General features: G+C 38.7%; 15 protein-coding genes. 2 read left to right on the top strand and 13 right to left on the bottom strand.

Features of this window, described 5'->3' with window-relative positions:
- Positions 1 to 48 precede the first annotated feature (48 nt).
- The 7 genes from aroB to CXF85_RS11445 form a co-directional block, all read right to left on the bottom strand.
- Positions 49 to 1,113 (bottom strand): 3-dehydroquinate synthase, encoded by a 1,065-nt coding sequence (aroB, locus tag CXF85_RS11475; protein WP_101228675.1) that lies wholly within the window; start codon positions 1,111 to 1,113, stop codon positions 49 to 51.
- Positions 1,114 to 1,148: 35 nt separating this feature from the next.
- Complete coding sequence (aroK, locus tag CXF85_RS11470; protein WP_101228674.1) at positions 1,149 to 1,667, bottom strand: shikimate kinase AroK; 519 nt, start codon at positions 1,665 to 1,667, stop codon at positions 1,149 to 1,151.
- Positions 1,668 to 1,908: 241 nt separating this feature from the next.
- Positions 1,909 to 4,023 (bottom strand): type IV pilus secretin PilQ, encoded by a 2,115-nt coding sequence (locus tag CXF85_RS11465; protein WP_101228673.1) that lies wholly within the window; start codon positions 4,021 to 4,023, stop codon positions 1,909 to 1,911.
- Positions 4,024 to 4,034: 11 nt separating this feature from the next.
- Positions 4,035 to 4,592, bottom strand: coding sequence for a pilus assembly protein PilP (locus CXF85_RS11460; RefSeq protein WP_101228672.1), 558 nt, complete (start codon positions 4,590 to 4,592; stop codon positions 4,035 to 4,037).
- Entirely contained in the window at positions 4,589 to 5,185 is a 597-nt protein-coding gene (locus CXF85_RS11455) for a type 4a pilus biogenesis protein PilO (RefSeq protein WP_101228671.1), read from the bottom strand. The genes CXF85_RS11460 and CXF85_RS11455 overlap by 4 nt, the downstream gene beginning before the upstream one ends.
- A complete protein-coding gene (locus CXF85_RS11450) occupies positions 5,185 to 5,754 on the bottom strand; it encodes a PilN domain-containing protein (RefSeq protein ID WP_101228670.1) in 570 nt (189 codons plus the stop codon). Before CXF85_RS11450 ends, CXF85_RS11455 begins: the two co-directional genes overlap by 1 nt.
- Positions 5,742 to 6,821 carry a pilus assembly protein PilM gene (locus tag CXF85_RS11445; protein WP_101228669.1) on the bottom strand — a complete coding sequence of 360 codons (1,080 nt, stop codon included), beginning with the start codon at positions 6,819 to 6,821 and terminating at the stop codon, positions 5,742 to 5,744. The genes CXF85_RS11450 and CXF85_RS11445 overlap by 13 nt, the downstream gene beginning before the upstream one ends.
- A 126-nt stretch (positions 6,822 to 6,947) precedes the next feature.
- Between CXF85_RS11445 and CXF85_RS11440 the strand changes: the two genes are divergently transcribed.
- On the top strand, positions 6,948 to 9,557 hold the full coding sequence (locus CXF85_RS11440) for a penicillin-binding protein 1A (protein ID WP_101228668.1): 2,610 nt from the start codon (positions 6,948 to 6,950) through the stop codon (positions 9,555 to 9,557).
- Between the two features lie 74 nt (positions 9,558 to 9,631).
- On the opposite strand, the gene argA is transcribed toward CXF85_RS11440, so the two are convergent.
- The 6 genes from argA to argC form a co-directional block, all read right to left on the bottom strand.
- On the bottom strand, positions 9,632 to 10,942 hold the full coding sequence (gene argA / locus CXF85_RS11435; RefSeq protein ID WP_101228667.1) for an amino-acid N-acetyltransferase: 1,311 nt from the start codon (positions 10,940 to 10,942) through the stop codon (positions 9,632 to 9,634).
- A 294-nt stretch (positions 10,943 to 11,236) separates the two neighbouring features.
- The gene (argH, locus tag CXF85_RS11430) at positions 11,237 to 13,180 is read right to left on the bottom strand and encodes an argininosuccinate lyase (RefSeq protein WP_101228666.1); all 1,944 of its coding nucleotides are present in this window, start codon (positions 13,178 to 13,180) and stop codon (positions 11,237 to 11,239) included.
- 2 nt (positions 13,181 to 13,182) lie between these two features.
- Complete coding sequence (locus tag CXF85_RS11425) at positions 13,183 to 14,439, bottom strand: argininosuccinate synthase (protein ID WP_101228665.1); 1,257 nt, start codon at positions 14,437 to 14,439, stop codon at positions 13,183 to 13,185.
- A gap of 230 nt (positions 14,440 to 14,669) precedes the next feature.
- Positions 14,670 to 15,611, bottom strand: coding sequence for an ornithine carbamoyltransferase (locus tag CXF85_RS11420; protein ID WP_101228664.1), 942 nt, complete (start codon positions 15,609 to 15,611; stop codon positions 14,670 to 14,672).
- A 53-nt stretch (positions 15,612 to 15,664) separates the two neighbouring features.
- Positions 15,665 to 16,483, bottom strand: coding sequence for an acetylglutamate kinase (gene argB, locus CXF85_RS11415; protein ID WP_101228663.1), 819 nt, complete (start codon positions 16,481 to 16,483; stop codon positions 15,665 to 15,667).
- A gap of 9 nt (positions 16,484 to 16,492) precedes the next feature.
- Entirely contained in the window at positions 16,493 to 17,554 is a 1,062-nt protein-coding gene (gene argC, locus CXF85_RS11410; RefSeq protein ID WP_101228662.1) for an N-acetyl-gamma-glutamyl-phosphate reductase, read from the bottom strand.
- A 124-nt stretch (positions 17,555 to 17,678) separates the two neighbouring features.
- On the opposite strand from argC, the gene argE reads away from it, so the two are divergent.
- The coding region (gene argE, locus CXF85_RS11405) for an acetylornithine deacetylase (protein ID WP_101228727.1) at positions 17,679 to 18,772 on the top strand (1,094 nt) is incomplete at its 3' end.

The raw sequence follows: 18,772 nt of genomic DNA, 5'->3' as shown, positions 1-18,772 counted from the left end.
TATGCTTTAAATTCGTCTCGCAGGCTGCTCGCCGACGAGAAAAGTTAATTATAGAATTTCTTGAAGCGTATCCTGAGTGACATCGTCACGAATTTCAGATTGGCCAATAGCTGTTGGTATTATAAACCTAAGCTTACCGGCTATATTTTTTTTGTCTCGACGCATATGGCGGATAAATTCAGCGAAACCCATGCCTTGAGGAGCAGTTACAGGTAAATCAAACGCTGCTATCAGTTTTTCCATACGTCGAAGTTCTGACACTTCAAGCAAATTCATTGCTACTGCTAACTTAGCAGCAAGTACCATGCCAGTAGCAACAGCTTCACCATGTAACCACTTACCGTAACCTTGCTCTGCTTCGATTGCGTGGCCAAAGGTATGACCTAGGTTTAATAGTGCTCTGATACCCGCTTCAGTTTCATCACTGGCAACAATGTCAGCTTTACACTGGCAACATCGTTCAATCATCTGCGCTAATACAACTTTGTCACCAGCCTTAATCGCTGACATATTATCTTCAAGCCATACAAAGAATGACTTATCACCTAAAATTCCATATTTAATGACTTCGGCCATTCCTGCATTAAATTCGCGAATGGGTAAAGTTGTAAGACTATCAATATCAATAAAAACAGCTTTAGGTTGGTAAAAAGCACCCACCATGTTTTTACCTAATGGATGATTTACTGCCGTTTTTCCACCAACTGATGAATCCACTTGTGAAAGTAATGTTGTTGGAATTTGTATAAAATCAATACCACGCTGATAGCATGCTGCTGCAAAGCCAGTTATATCACCTATAACACCGCCACCTAAAGCAATTAAAGTTGTATCTCTACCGTGCTCATTTGTAAGCAGGTGGGACATAATAACTTCAAAGTTAGCTAAACTTTTCTCAGCTTCACCATCGGGAAGTATGATTTCATCTACGGCAAAGTCTGTTAACTTCGCTTTTAATGAATCTAGGTATAAAGGCGCTACAATATCATTTGTTACTATACATACACGTTTAGCGCGAATATGTGATGAAAGCAGGTCTGTTTTATTTATCAGACCTGAATCAATATAGATAGGATAACTACGCGTGCCTAAGTCAAGATTAAGAATTGCCATATCAGGTTACTACTAGGTTCCAACGCGAGTTTAAATTAGAAGTCGAGACGCTCTATAATTTTATGAGCAACAACTTTGGCACTTTGATCATCAGTTTGTACGATAATATCTGCGATATCTTCATAAAACGGATTACGCTCAACAGCCAAGTTTTCCAAAACTGTACGTGGTTCTTCAGATGTTTGTAAAAGTGGACGACGACGATCACGTTGCGTACGAGCAACTTGTTTATCAATCGTTGTTTCAAGATAAACAACGATACCGCGAGCAGACAAGTGATTTCGAACGTTAGTGCTGATTACCGAACCACCACCTGTAGCTAAAACAATACCTTGTTTCTCACTCAAGTCTTCAATTACCGTTTCTTCTCTTTTGCGGAAACCTTCTTCACCTTCAAGATCAAAAACCCAAGCAATGTCTGCTCCTGTACGGCGCTCTATTTCTTGGTCAGAGTCAAAAAACTCAAGATGTAATCGGTCTGCTATTTCTCTACCGATAGTGCTTTTACCAGCACCCATAGGGCCTATAAGGAATATATTACGTTTTTCTGCCATTAGATTTACTTAATACTCGTTGTGTTTACAGAACAGTCAAAAGTCGAAATACAATGAAATAGAGCTTTTGACGCAAAAGAGGTCTCCCTCGGAAATTTCAAGGGCGTAATTATCGCAATTGTTATGCATAAATAGCAAGCAACAATAACGTTATCTTTGTTAAAAACTCACTTATTAAAACAAAAAATCCATTAAATGTCGAAATAACACGGCATTTAATGGATTTCCTTAGCGCAAGATTCTAAAAGTGTTCCGTTACAATTCTCGGTGTAACGAATATTAACAGTTCTTTTTTCTCATTTAACTGGCTTGTATTTCTAAATAACCAACCTAGGTATGGGATATCACCTAACAATGGAATTTTAGATACTGTGCTAATAATAGCTTGCTGATATATACCACCTAAAACGATAGTCTCACCGTTATTAACTAAAACCTGAGTGCCAATACGCTGAGTATCTATAGCGGGTGCTGAACCACTGGTGATATCAGATACTGTATCTTGGGTTATAACTAAATCCAGAATAATTTTATCATCTGGGGTTATATGTGGTGTTACTTTCAAACTCAAGACTGCCTTTTTAAACTGTGTTGCTGTTGCACCACTCGAAGCGGCTTCTTGGTATGGAATTTCAACACCCTGCTCGATGTAAGCTTCCTTTTGATTTGCAGTAGTAATTCGCGGGCTAGCAATCACTTCACCTTTATTTTCTTTTTCTAGCGCTGAAAGTTCAAGATCTAAAATTGTTCCATTAGCTAACCTAGCAATTTGAAAAGCAATTGTTCCTGCGGCATTGGCGACTGGAAGGTTTACATTTAACCCATCACCAAGCGAAGGAACTGTAGGTACTCCTGGAGTATTTGATCTTGCTCCGCTAGCAGTACCATTTCCTTCAATACTACCCGAAGTTGAATACTCGCCATCGGTATTAGTTACACCCCAACGAATACCAAGCTCTTCATTCATATTATCTTTGACTGTAACCATTCTAGCTTCAATAACAACCTGTCGAACAGCAACATCAAGAATAGTGACCATACGTTTAATGTCTTCAATGCTTCTGGCTGTATCGCGTATTAGTAAAGTATTGGTACGCTCATCAACTGACACGCTACCACGAGGAGATAAGATGCTAGTATCTTCATTTTTAATTAACTCTGCAAACTCAGCTGCTTTAGCATAATTAATTTGAACATACTCAGAATACAAAGGAGCTAACTCTTCAACTTGTTGCTTAGCCTGCAAAGTTTGCGCTTCACGAGCAGCTAATTCATCAGCAGGAGCTACCATTAAGATATTACCTTGCATACGTTTATCTAAACCTTTCACTTTTAAGATAATACTTAACGCTTGATCCCAAGGAACGCCATCAAGACGTAAGGTGATATTACCTGTCACGGTATCGCTGATAATTAAGTTAAATTCATTATAATCAGCAATAATCTGTAAAACAGTACGTACGGGGATATCTTGAAAACTTAATGAAATACTACGGCCATTAAAATCATCAGACTCACCTATATAGCTAGGCTCTTTTACCGCTTTTTCTTTTACCGTTAGAATAAATAAATTGTCTTCCTGTTTCTGGGTAAATATAAAGTTACTATCCACTTCGATAACTAAGCGTGCGTTACGCCCTTCTTTGAAAGTCTCAATACTGGTAACTAGTGTCCCAAAATCAGTTACATCTAATTTGTAAAGTAAATCGTCAACAATTTCGGTGTTATGAAATTCAACATTTAATTTACCTAGCTTGTCATTAACATCAGCAGCGAGCATGTTATCTTTCAAATAAATTAAAATTTGTCCTTCATTTTCAGCATTTAACCTAAAATCAATCGACTCTATATGGTTAATAAACTCGTCACCTGCAGGACTCAGTGTTTCAACAACTTCAGCTGATTCCCCATAATTAAAGGTAATAGAAAATTCTTTATCATTATTTAATGAGACATCAAAAACAGCAAGTTTCTCTAAACTAATCAATGCAACAACTTTTCCTGTTGTAGCATTTAGATTAATTGACTTTACACCGGCATGATTCACTAGCGTTTCTTTTTGGTCTTTATCAAAGGCATTTGCGTCAAAAGTCACTTCAACAAAAGCAGGCGTCATCGAAGTTTTGACTTCAGGTAGACTAGTGATATTTTGTGCAAAACTGAAAACAAGCACAATTTGATCACTTTGAATTGTATTATATGAAATACCAACCAATTCATTGTTATTTACCGAATCACCTTCAGCAGCAGTGACTGAAAATGACAGCAATACTGCAGACAATAAAAATACAGTGGTAAGCCAGAGTTCTTTAACAGCAGTAAAGCTTTTATAATTGTTCGTTTGATTAAATAGCATTATTAATTCCTTTACTTATTTGACTCTTCAGATTGCACAATATTCAATGTAGCTTCACGCTCTACCCAACATCCTGCACCATCTGGAGCTAATTCAATTATTTTCACTGTTTTTGCACTCACCTGTGTAATTCGGCCATTATACAAGCCAAGATAATTTCCTAACGCAACTCTATGTAGACTTAAATCAGAAGCTTCCAGTAGAGCCCAGAGCATACTTGCATCACCAAGGGTGCCGCGCATAGTTAAGTCACTTAAAGCATATTTTTCTAATGGTTGTTTACGACGATTATTATCAGGACTTAAACATCCCGCCATTTGTTGCATCTTTTGCTGAATAGCTTCAGGTCTAGGTAATACAAATGGACTACGTAAATCATCTGCTGAATAAGCGATATGATTAAATGGGTGTACCTCAGGCATGGGATCAATATAATTAGTAGTGGTCGCTTTCACCTGTGCCATATGCGTTTTTATTTCAGTAGTATCGTCAAAACAACCTGAGAGCAAAGTAAGCGCAATGACACTGAAAATTTTTGACGTATTATATGTTAAACTATGGGTTGTCATTTAACTGCATCCCCTTGATAACGGTAGGTTTTAGCCTGCAACTTTAGATTTAAAGTTTCACTATCACCTTGTGAAATACTTATTTTAAAGTCATGCAGAGTCACAATTCTTGGCAAGTCCGCAATTTTACTCACAAACTGTCCAAATGAGTGATAAGGACCTATTACTTCAATATCAATCGGTAATTCGATATAAATTTGTTTAACAACTTCTGGTTGCCATTCTAACTTTACAAAGTCTAGACCACTCGTTGTACCAACAAAAGTAATATCATCTAATAGTCCTGGGATTTGATGACTATTAGGTAATTGTCGGAGTTGGTTGGCAAAAGTATCTTCTGCTTCCACCATTTGAGCTCGAAATAACTCTAAATTAGCCGCAACATGATATTTAGCACGATAAGACTCCTTTAAAGTACTTTCCTCAGCAACAACACGATCAAGTTGTTTAATTTGGTCGCTAATTAAGCCCATATAACCTAAAAACGCGATGGTTACCGCTAAAAAAATCGCTAAAAGCAACTTTGCAGCTGCTGGCCACTGCCCGATATTATCAAGTTCAAGGTTATCAAACTGGGATGCGTCAAACTTCATTATTTGCTCCCTTTCTTAGTATAATTTTCTAAACCTTTAATTTTAACTTTCATTTTGAAACTACTAAGCAGTTTAGGAGATCCATCATCAGCCGTTATAGACTCAGGGGTCGCATCAACAAATAGGTCTGATAATTCAACCGCGCGAATCATGTTAGCTAAATGATTGTTCGATTCACTTTTCCCTGTAACCTGTAAGATATTACCTTGTTTTTCAAGTTCAATAATATAAATACCATTCGGAATAATCTTAGCTATTTCGTCAAGTACTTGCGTACCTACATTTCGGCTACGTCCTAACTGCTCAACAACATTAATGCGTTTTTGTAGTGCCAATTTTTTATCGTTTAAGGTTTTTATCTCAGCAATTTGAATATCAAGTTGTGCAATTTCATTTTTTAGGTATTGATTTTTACTATTCTGACCATCAATACGCGCTTGAAAATAAAAGTTAGTACATAGAACCAATGCTAAGGTAAATAAACCAACCGCAGCTAAAATGGTAAAGTATTCTTTTTGCTGCGCCTTTAGTGCCGCTTCGCGCCAAGGGAGTAGGTTTATATGTGCCATGGCGTAAAGCTCCTTAAGGCCAAACCTGTTGCCACCATTAATTGAGGCGCAACATTAGCAAGCTCGTCTTGTTCAATTGAGTCACCATAAGACATATCATTGAAAGGATTAGCAATAACTGTATGGATACCTAATTCGTCGGTAAGTAATGTTTCGATACCTTCTAATGCCGCTGTTCCGCCGGAAATCAATAAATAATCAACTTTTCCCTGGCCACTTGTAGTCAAAAACATTTGAATTGCGCGACGTATTTGCTGCATTAACACTGTATGAAAAGGTGCCAATACTTCAAAGGTATAATTAGGTGGTAAATCGTTAGTGGTTTTTGCCTCTTCTGCTTGTTCAAAGGATTTATTGTAATAAGAGACAATAGAACGAGTGTATTGCTCACCTCCAAACATTTGATCTCGACTATAAATATGCTTACCCGCATCAGTAGCGGAGAAAAGTGTAACCGTTGAACCAATATCAACAATTGCCACTACCTTATCTTTCGCATCTTCAGGCAGTTGTGTTAAGCATAGGTCGTAAGCTCGACCAACAGCATAAGATTCAACATCAATTACTTTTGCTTGAAAGTCTCCAGCCTCTAATGCTGCGACACGCGCTTCAATAGACTCAGTACGCGCTGCGCTAAGTAATACATTCACTTTACTCGGATCAGACTCGTTAACATCCAGGGTTTCAAAATCTAAACTGACTTCATCAAGAGGGAATGGAATGAGGCTATCTGCTTCAATTTCTATTTGGCTAGCAAGCTCATCCTCTGTCAAAGCAACATCCATATAGATTACTTTAGTGATAACAGTTTGCCCTGATACAGCTGCTGCAGCTTCGGTAGCCTTAGATGAGATTTTCTTGCGTATTTTGGCAACAACTGCCCCGACCGCTTCAATATCTTGAATTTCTCGATCTACAACGGATCCTCGTGGCATAGGTTCAATAGCAAAGTCTTCTATTACAAAACCTTCACTTCCCTGACTCAACAATACAGCTTTCGCAGAATGAGAACCAATATCGATTCCCACCATCATTGAACTTTTCTTTTTCCATAGTTTGTCTAGCATAAAGACCTACAATTTTATTTTTGTAATTATTTTAGACGCAAAATACGCATAAATACATTTATTACATGCTTTTACACGATATACTAGTAATATCTTACATTTTAATCCACTTATTGGTCTTTTGCTGTGTTTTCAATCAAATATTTAATAAAAGTCAGTCTGATACTGTTTATTTTGACATCACTTGGCATTTATAGTTTATATCTATCAATGCGTTCGGAATTACCTAACGTTGAATCATTAAAAGACTTGCACTGGCAAACGCCATTGCAAATTTATAGCCGAGACGGCTTGCTAATTTCCCAATTTGGTGAAAAAAAGCGAACACCTCTGACATTTGATCAGGTACCTCAACAGCTCATCGATGCACTATTAGCGACAGAAGACGACCGTTTTTATATGCATTTCGGGGTTGATCCAATAGGTATGGGACGTGCTGTCCTTGGTAAGTTAATGGGACAGGACAAAGGTGGCGCAAGTACGATTACCATGCAAGTTGCACGTAACTTCTTCCTTACTCGTGAAGTAACCTATACCCGAAAGATTCGTGAGATATTCCTGTCTTTTCATATTGAAAGCTTACTGAGTAAAGATGAAATATTAATGTTATACATTAATAAAATTGAGCTCGGTCATCGATCATTTGGTTTTGGCGCCGCAGCACAAGTTTATTATGGTAAAGAGATTCATGAACTTAACCTTGCTCAGATTGCTGTTTTAGCCGGGTTACCAAAAGCGCCTTCAACGTTAAACCCTATTCGTTCTCCTGAACGCGCTAAAGCTCGCCGTTCTGTAGTATTACAACGTATGTTAGTTAGCGGTTATATTTCTGATCTACAATATCAGACAGCCAAAAATGCACCTATAACAGGTAAAAAGCATGGTGCAGAAATTGAATTGAATGCCCCCTATGTCGCTGAAATGGCACATAATGAAATACTTAAACGTTATGGAAAAGAAAAAGCCTATACCGAAGGCTACAAAGTATTTACCACAGTAACGGGAAAACTGCAGACCGCAGCAGAGCAAGCACTGGTAAATAATTTATTGAATTACGATCAACGTCACGGCTACCGAGGCCCTCTTACTTCACTTAGACCTGTTCCAGTATCATCAAAAAATATAGCGGTAGACAACCAAGTCCACCCATTAACACAAGCGGAAATCACTAAAGCACTTTCACAAGCAAACTATTATCAAATGCTTGTACCCGCTGTCGTTATTGCGATTGAAGAAAAATCGGTCAGTATCCAGCTACAGAATACAGAAACAGCTACGATAAAGTGGCAGGGACTCGCTTGGGCACGTCCTTACATCAATGATCAAAAACAAGGTACGCCACCAAAACTTGCAACCGATATCCTTAAATACGGAGATATTATTTTAGTCAGTAAAATGCCTGATGATAATTACCGACTAGGGCAACTTCCAACAGCAAGTGCTGCTATAGTATCCTTATCTCCAGATGATGGCGCTATTAAAGCGGCAGTTGGTGGTTTTAGTTTCAAACAAAGTCAGTTTAACCGTGTTACGCAAGCTAAACGTCAAGTCGGTTCGAATATTAAACCTTTTATTTATTCTGCAGCCCTAGAGCATGGTTTCACCCTTGCTTCCTTAGTCAACGATGCTCCGATAAACCAATCGGATAAAAGTTCAGGTGTTGTTTGGCGTCCTAGGAACTCTCCAGAAGTTTATTCTGGTCTGTTGAGGGTAAGATTAGCGCTAGCACAATCTAAAAATGTTGTCGCTGTACGGTTATTACAAAGTATCGGAATTACCAATACCATCAACCATTTAACTGCTTTTGGTTTTAATCCTAGTGATTTACCACGTAGTCAAACATTAGCACTTGGATCTGCCTCTTTAACCCCTTTAGAAGTAGCAACTGGCTTTGCCGCTTTTGCTAACGGTGGGTTTTTAATTGAACCCTATTTGATTGAGCGGATAGAAAACAGTGATGGTGAAATTATTTATCAAGCCAACCCTGCCCTCGCTTGCGACCCTTGTGTTGAAATAAGTGAATTTGATGAAGCAGAGCAAGCACTAGCATCACTTAATACTGATGAATTTTTAACTGCTGACACTTTAAATGGTGACATTCAAAATAATAATCCAGAATTATTCATTTCTGACTCGGATTCAGTTATAGAAGTAAAACAAGCAACTCGCATCATTAGTCCACAAAATGCTTTTTTAATCACTCAAGCGCTTAATACAGCTATTTGGGGAGCCGATTGGAATACCAAGTTTGCCTGGCAAGGGACAGGTTCACGAGCAAGAGCACTGAAACGTCGAGATATTGCGGGTAAAACAGGTACAACCAACGAAGCCAAAGATGCTTGGTTTTCAGGCTTTAGTAAACGTTTAATCACCACCTCATGGATAGGTTTTGATGACCCTAGTCATATTTTAGGTCAAACCGTTTCTAACAGTAACTTGGGTAAAGACCAAACTACAGGTAACGAATTTGGTGGTAAATCAGCGCAACCTGCATGGATTGATTTTATGCGTGTTGCCCTCGAAGAACTAGAAGACGAAGGTTTTCAGCCTCCCGTTGATATTGTTTCCGTGCGTATTGATAAAGCAACCGGAAAGTTAACAACAAAAACCGATAAAACCAGTCAGTTTGAATACTTCCGTCTTGGTAATGTACCAACTGAGTATGTTGTTGAAGATAACAGCAGTGAGATATTATCAGGTGACAAAGAAAAACAAGAGGAAGAAGAACTGTTTTAATGGGAATTAATAATAAAAAAGCCGTTAACTTTACGCTGACGGCTTTTGTATTTTAGTTAATCTAGAACTAATTTTTATATATCTTTGATAAACACTTTCGAATTACGCTGAAAGTTATACATCTTCTTTTTCCCTTCAGGCAATCTTTCCAGTGATGTCTCTATAAAACCTTGTTCTCTGAACCAATGTCCACTCACCGTTGTTAATAAGAATAAAGACGTTAGTCCCTTCTTTTTAGCACTAAGTTCTAAAGCACTTATAATTCTTTCACCTCGATTACCTTTACGATAGTCTGGGTCAATAACTACACAAGCAACTTCACCTGAGTTCGCTTCAGGGTAGGGATATAAAGCAGCGCAAGCGATGATCACGTCTTCTTTTTTGAGAACAGTGAAACATTCTATTTCCATCTCAAGTAATTCACGAGAGCGCTTAACTAAAACCCCTTCCTCCTCAAGTGGCTGTATCAATTCTAATATTCCAGCAACATCATCTATTGTGGCTGTAGCAATTAATTCTTTATGATCTTTGGCAATCAAAGTACCAGCACCATCGCGGGTAAAAAGCTCTTGTAATAATGCGGTATCACTTTGATAACTGACACAATGACAACGTTCAACGCCATTTTCACCACTTTGAATGATAGAGCGAAGTAATAATTGACGCACATGGCAGTCATTTTCATCAAGTAAGGTTTTTACTGTACGAACACTACAACTACGAATTAACTCGCCAGACTTATCAATAAGCCCTTCGTCTTCGGTAAAGGCAATAAGCTTATCTGCCTTCAACGAAATAGCTGTTTGTGTGGCAACATCTTCTAAGGCAAGGTTAAATACTTCGCCTGTTGGTGAGTAACCGATTGGAGAGAGTAAAACAATAGATCCATAATCCAACTGCATGTTAATACCATCTGAATCTATTCTTCTAACGCTACCCGTGTACTTATAATCAACACCACTGCGAACTCCCATGGGTTTCGCAATAACAAAATTACCGGTACTTACACGGATTTGTGATCCGTGCATAGGCGAATTAACTAAGCCAGTTGAGAGCAATGCTTCAATATGAAGACGTAAGGAACCGGTAGCATCTTTCACCGCAACTAAGGTTTGTGCATCTGTGACACGAATATTATTTACAATACTTGCTTCAAGACCTCGTTGCTGCATACGATCTTCAATTTGCGGCCGTGCTCCATGCACTACCACTAGTTTCACACCTAAACTACGTAATAATGAAATATCATGAATAATATTAGCAAAATTTGGGTGAGTAACGGCTTCACCACCAAACATAAGTACCACCGTTTTTCCACGGTGCGCATTAATATAGGGTGCTGCATTTCTAAACCATTTTACGTAATTCTGCTCGCTATTATTCATGCTTTCCATTCTTTGAGTTATTACTCTTTATTGACTGCTATTTACTTTGACCCACAATATACTCAATCAATCTCAAAATGCATTTTCAGAGCTTGTGGGCCATTTCAGTTTTAGGCGCAGTAATAAAATAATGGTTATTCCCTATTTTAATTGCTGCAACAACAAAATGAACTGGCTCACAAGCTTCTTTGATGGGTTTAAAAATGATTTATTCATCGTTATTAACTTTAATAATGGAATAACCATTAGTTAAAGCGAATGCCTTGCCTAAATCATTTTTAATTCCCACTGAAATTATGCCTGTTGAGGCTGACTGAGTATATATTCCATCGCGACTTCATCAGCAGGATCTTTATGAGGACTTGGTTCGCTGTCTTCGATAATATTCTCGGCTAGCGATCCTTTATCAATTAAGTTAAAACCAAGTTGTTCAAAGTACTGAGGGATATAAGTAAGAACAATTATTTGTTCTAATTCCATTTGATGAGCAAATTCTAACAAATACTGAACTAAGGCCTCACCTTGTCCCTGCTTTTGCGCATTATCTTCAACAACAACAGAACGTATTTCTGCTAAACCTGTTTGATAGATATAAAGCGAAGCGGTACCAACAACCTGACCATCAAGCTCAGCTACGACAAAGTTCTGAATATCGTGAATTATATTGTCACGAGTACGTGGGAGAATCTCACCTTTATCAGCCCAAAATGTAGTCAGTTGAAAAATACTGTCAACATCAGACATTCTTGCTCGACGAACCGACATAGCCGCGGCACGTTGAGCATTTAAACGTTGTTTAACCTGTTTAAGTGCTACTTGAATTCGTTGTTTACCTGGCGCACCAACAACTTGCTCATTTAAAATAGCTTCATTACCTGACTGTGTAGTCGCCAGCGCTTTTTTAACTTGTGAACGTGAAGTACCGCCAAGGGCTTCACGTTTATTAAGCGTCGATTCAATTGAAAGATGTTGATACACATCCTGCTCAATTTTATCACTGAATTCTTGCAGTTGGCTTATGGTTAAATCTTCTAACGGTACACCTTTATCAATAGCCGCTAATACCACTTCGCCAACAATATGATGTGCTTCACGGAACGGAATATCTTTACCCACTAAATAGTCGGCAAGTTCCGTTGCGTTAGCATAACCTTGTTGTGCTGCAGCTAGTGTACGTGAACGGTTTACTTTTAAACCATCCGCGACCAACACCGCCATTTCCATACATTCTTGCCAAGTATCAAGCGCGTCGAACAAACCTTCTTTGTCTTCTTGCATATCTTTATTGTAAGCAAGCGCCAACGCTTTCATTGTGGTTAACATACCCGTTAATGCACCAAAAACACGTCCTGATTTACCACGAATTAATTCACATGCATCAGGGTTTTTCTTCTGTGGCATCAATGATGAACCAGAGCTCACTAAGTCACTCATTTCAACAAAGCCAGCTTCACCTGAGTTGTAGAAAATTAAATCTTCTGCAAAACGTGATAAATGCATCATAGAAATACTGGCTGAAGCCAACAACTCAATAACGTGATCTCTATCAGATACAGCATCAAGACTGTTCATGGTCGCGGTTCTAAAACCTAAACGGTTAGCTAAGGCATTTCTGTCAATTGGATATGCGGTACCTGCTAATGCGCCAGAGCCAAGCGGCGAAACATCTAAACGATATAGCGCATCTTTGAGACGACCAATATCACGGTTAAACATTTCCACATATGCTAAACACCAATGACCGAACGTTATCGGTTGTGCGCGCTGTAAATGGGTATAACCCGGTAACACAGTATCTTTTTCACGTTCAGCTAAATTCATCATAGCTTGCTGTAAGTTCACTAAAGCAAACAATAGTTCACCGCCAGTTTCTTTACACCAAAGCTTTAAATCAGTTGCTACTTGGTCGTTACGACTACGACCCGTATGGAGTTTCTTGCCTAAATCACCGGTTTTTTCAATTAACTGAATTTCGACCCAGCTATGAATATCTTCCGCATCAGATAACAAAATTTGCTTTGGATTTTCTTCTACCGACGCTTTTAACTCTTGTAGGGCTGCCGTTAAACGAAGCAATTCATCATCGTTTATTACACCAACTTCGTGAATTGACTGCGCCCAAGCGATTGAGCCAACAATATCTTGTACGGCCATGCGGTAATCTACCGGTAGCGAGTCATTAAATTTCTTAAATTGTAAACTCGCCTTCTCTTTAAACCTTCCGCCCCATAAAGCCATGGTTATTCTGCCTTATCTTTTAGTGAGCCATTTTGAGAAAGCGCTGTAATACGGCTTGATAAGCTGAACAAACGAATAAATCCTTCAGCGTGTTTTTGGTCATAAACATCATCAGCACCAAACGTTGCAAATGCTTCAGAATACAAGCTATTTGGTGAACGACGTTGAATCACTTGCGCCATGCCTTTGTATAACTTAACAACCACGTCACCTGTTAGCTTTTCAGCAAACGATGCAGCTGAAGCTAGCTGTGCTTTAGCAAGTGGTGTAAACCAACGACCATCATAAATAACATGAGAGAATTCAAGACCGACAGATTCACGGTATTTAAGTGACTCTTTATCTAGAATAAGTGTTTCTAAACCTTTGTAAGCAGCCATTAAAATTGTTCCACCGGGTGTTTCATAACAACCTCGAGACTTCATACCAACCAAACGGTTTTCAACAATATCGATTCTGCCGACACCGTGTGCAGCACCTTTCTCGTTTAAGTACATTAGCGCTTCATAAGCACCGGCACCACTTTGAGAAAAGTCTTTTCCGTCAATAGCAACTAATTCGCCTTCAAGAAAACTTAATTGTACTTTTTCTGGCACATCTGGCGCATCCATTGGATCAACCGTCATCGTCCATACTTCTTTTGATGGCTCACACCATGGGTCTTCTAACTCTCCGCCTTCATGCGAGATATGCCAAGCATTCGCATCACGGCTGTAAATTTTGGTTAATGAAGCAGCACAAGGAATATCACGTTCTGCTAAGTAATCAAGTAAGTCTTCACGAGAAACCATATCCCACTCACGCCATGGCGCAATTACTGTCAGCTCTGGCGCTAGTGCAGCAAAACAAGCTTCAAAACGTACTTGGTCGTTACCTTTACCGGTACAACCATGACAAACGGCATCAGCGCCAACTTTAAGGGCTATTTCTATGTGTGCTTTAGCAATAATAGGTCGTGCCATTGACGTACCTAATAAATATTGACCTTCGTAAACAGAGCCAGTTTTTAAAATTGGGTAGATATATTCTTTTACATATTCTTCTTTTAGATCAACTACGTAACATTCCGATGCACCTGAAGCAATGGCTTTTTCTTTAACCCCTTCAAGCTCTTCATCACCTTGACCAACATCAGCACAAAATGCGATGACTTCACAGCCGTCATAGTTTTCTTTTAACCATGGAATGATCGCTGAAGTATCTAATCCACCTGAGTATGCCAATACTACTTTTTTGATTTTTTTCTTAGTTAAAGCCATTTTCTTCTCTCTTAAATTTTTGGGTATGACTAGTTAGTATTATTACCAACTTAGTCTAAATTATTTCATTATTACTGCTAATAAATGTCTTAGGTTATTTGTTCACACTACCTCTAATTTATCACTGTTCGCTATGCTATTTGATGCTAGAGCAAGAAAAAAGCACGGAGTTGACGTTAGTCAATGAGTACTTTTGACGCCGCTATCGCCTCAAATAGTTAGAACAGTGATTAATTAGTGAATAGTGCGACTAACACGGCGTTCTGTGCCCACATTCTATTTTCTGCCTGTTGGAATACTTTTGATAATTCACTATCAAATAACTCAGTCGTTATTTCTTCTTCCAAATGCGCAGGTTGGCAGTGTAATACCATGCTCGCTTGCGCTTTTACCATCAGAGCATGATTTACTTGATAAGGTGCAAACTTAGCTAAAATTTCAGCTTTCTTAGTTGAATCTTCATCACCCATAGAAATCCAAGTATCGGTATAAATGACATCTTGTTTACCAATGGCGTCGATATCATTGGTAAGTATTAGCTTACTGCCTGACGCTTGGGCAAGTTTTTTAGTTTTTTCAACTATGTCTGCTTGTGCTTCATGTCCTGGTGGGGATACTAAAGTAAAATCTACCCCTAACGTTGCTGCCATGATCATTAATGAGTTAGATACATTATTGCCATCTCCCACATAGGCTAATTTTACTTGGCTTAAATCTGGGTAGCTCTCTGATAGCGTGACAAAATCAGCCAATGCCTGACAAGGGTGATAAACATCACATAACGCATTAATAACAGGAATACTTGCGTGCTCAGCTAAACCTTGAATAGATTCATGGCTAAATACTCTTGCAACAATAACATCAGCAAAACAAGACAAGTTTTTTGCGTAATCACTCACTCGTTCACGCTCGCCTAACTTACCATTTTGTTGACCCAAATATAATGCATGGCCACCTAACTTATTAATGCCCATATCAAAACTGACGTGTGTTCTTAGGGACGGTTTTTCAAAGATCATTGCCACTGACTTGCCAGCTAATACTTGGCTATAGTCCGTAGGATTTTTCTTAATGTTAATCGCTAATTCGATTAATGCTAATAATTCGGTTTTATTTAACTGATCATCAGCCAAAAAATTGTTTAATTGTTGGAATGCAGTATTTGTCGACATAGTATTTTCTCTTAATATTTCTTTAAAGCTTTTGATGATAACGTTGCTTAAAACTAGTTTGGCTGAATTTGTGTACCAACACCGTAACCATCAAGTAATTGGCTAATTTGCTCTGGCGATTGCCAACTGGCAACCGCGATACTTCGTCGTAACTGTTGGGCGGCATGCAAAGCAGCATTGACTTTCGCTGTCATACCGCCGGCAATAACGCCCTGCTTAATTAGGTTTTGAGCTTGCTCCGCATTAAGTGTCGGTAAATACTCACCATCTGCGCCTTTAACACCATTAACATCGGTGAGTAACAAAAGTTCCGCATTGAGTAACTGGCAAATAGCAACGGCGGCATCATCGGCATTTACATTCACTAAATCACCATTATCCAGAGCACCAATTGAAGAAATAACAGGTAAAAACTTTGCCTTTAGCAAACAGTCTAATAACTTACTGTTATTCGTTTGTGGTACGCCTACCTGACCTAAATCTTGAGTGGATAAAGTACAGCTGATCATATCGCCATCATTTAACGATAAACCTACCGCGGCTAAATCCATACTGTTAGCCGTAGCAACAATAGCTTTATTTACCGTACCAGCAAGAGCACCACTTATTAGCGCGACTTGCGCTTTAGGCGTTACACGTAAACCGTGCTTTTTTTCAGTGGTAAAACCAGCTTGCGCTAACATTTCATCTACTACGCAGCCACCACCATGAACCAAAACCACTTGCTTATTTTTCAGCTGTGAAATCACGCTAAATAAAGCATTCAGTGCTGATTCTTTTTCAAGAATGGCCCCGCCAATTTTAATGACTAATGGTTTTAGCACTGATGTAACGCTTGATTTAGCTTTTGGCTTAAGCAATGGGCTGTTCATTATTACTCCTTAACTCGTTTTATTGCTGATTAACGAAAATTCACTGGCCAAACCAAGTGAAATATTAAAACATTGCACAGCTTGTGAAGCCGCGCCTTTAAGTAAGTTATCAATGGCACAACTTACCACCACAACCTGCTTGTCTTCGTCAAACTGCCAATGCACATCAGCGAACGGCGTATAAGCCACATTACCTATTTCAGGCCAACTAGCTACTAATCTTACTAAAGGTTTATCACTATATGCCTGTTCAAAAGCTTGCTTAACCTGAGTATTTGTAACCCCTGCATTTAATTGCAAGGTTACGGTTACTAAAAGACCTCGTTTATAAGGTGCTAAATGCGGATTAAATATAACGCCTATAGCCGCTTCTTGAGATATTTCAGGCTGATGTCTATGTTGCAATACGTTATAAGCTTTTAAACTCACTTCATTAAAATTAGTTGCTAATGAGGCATTTCTACCAGCACCACTCACACCACTTATGCCATTAACCACAACCAATGAATTTTCTACAGCTAAATTGTTACTAGTAAGTGGTTTCAAACAAAGCAAACTTGCCGTTGGATAACAACCCGGAACAGCAACCAAATTTGTACTAGCAATATCATCTTGCTGCCATTCAGCTAAGCCATATTTGGCTACGGCTAACGCATCGACATTTGCATGTTCGAAACCATAGTATTTCGGGTAATCATTAGCATCTTTTAATCTAAAGCCACCGGAAAGGTCAAAAACTTTAACGCCAGCATCGACAAATGCTTGTGCCCAATCAGCGCTGAATTCATGAGGTGTAGCAAAGAAGACCACATCTAATTCTGCTGCGCATTGATCAAACCATGCAGATGAAAACGCTTCTAGCGGTAAATCACATAGACTTTGAAATCGACCATGTAAATCACTAAACAACTTACCTTCTGAACTACTATTTTCAGAAACAACTAAATGACAAATTTGTACATGACTATGTTGGCATAATAAGCCTACAAGCTCTGCTCCTGCATAGCCACTAGCGCCAATAACTGCCACTTTTTGCATACTGTTATTCGAATCGGGTATAGCCTTTGTCATTTTTGAAGTAGCCTTATTAAAGCAGGTTATTTACACTATAAAGCTAAGGTAACATCGCATGGGTAGTTATGCAACTAATCAGCATAACTATTTAAGTATTTATTCAATAATTTATAGGTTCTATATGACACAACTGCCTAATTTCAGTCAAAGCTTAAGCCAGTTAATCGCTTGCTCTTCCATCAGCTCAACACAACCAAGTTGGGACCAAGGAAATAAAGAAGTGATACAACTATTAGCCACTTGGTTTGAGCAACTTGGTTTTACCATTGAAATTCAAGCAGTACCTGATACAAGCAATAAATTTAACTTACTTGCCAAGTTAGGCAATGGTGAAGGCGGTTTGTTATTAGCAGGCCATAGTGACACGGTTCCCTTTGATGAAAACAGTTGGCAATCGGACCCACATAAAGTCCTTAACCAGGAAGATAAATTTTTTGGTTTAGGTACTTGTGATATGAAAGGATTTTTCGCTTTTATTTTGCAAGTATGTAAAAACTTACCCATTACTCAGCTTAAAAAGCCATTATATATTCTTGCGACCGCTGATGAAGAAACGACTATGGCTGGCGCACGTTTTTTTGCTAAAAGCCAAGCGATAAAACCTGATGTTGCCATTATTGGAGAGCCAACCAATTTAGTGCCTGTGATTATGCATAAAGGGCATATGTCACACCGTATTAGTGTTGAAGGTAAATCTGGCCATTCAAGCAAACCAAATCTTGGCATTAATGCTATAGAGATTATGCATAAAGTCATTGGTCAGTTGATTGAGTTAAAAGAAAAATTTCAGCTCAGTTACGAAAATAATGCATTTGATGTGCCTGCTCCAACGCTAAATTTTGGCGCCATTTCTGGTGGAGATAATGCCAATAGAATTTGTGGTCATTGTAATTTAGATATTGATTTACGTTCACTGCCTGGCATGAGTGATGACGAATTGATTAATTGGCTGAGCGAAGCCTTAAAACCTTTAGCCGAACTTTACCCCAGTCGAATCACCTTCGCAGAGTTGCATCCAAGTTCACCTAGTTTTGAGCAAAAGAAACCAAGTACCCTTATCGATATTGCCGAAGAGATTAGTGGCCATAGTTGTTGTGCGGTTAATTACGCTACTGAAGCGCCATATATTCAACAACTAGGTTGTCAAACTATAGTGCTTGGTCCTGGCTCTATTGAGCAAGCCCATCAACCTAATGAGTTTTTAGCACATAGTGA

Origin of the sequence: Colwellia sp. 75C3, assembly GCF_002836255.1 — a bacterium.
Classification (GTDB): Bacteria; Pseudomonadota; Gammaproteobacteria; order Enterobacterales; family Alteromonadaceae; genus Colwellia.
Note: the sequence above shows the minus strand (reverse complement) of the source record. Positions and strands in the feature narration are given on the sequence as shown.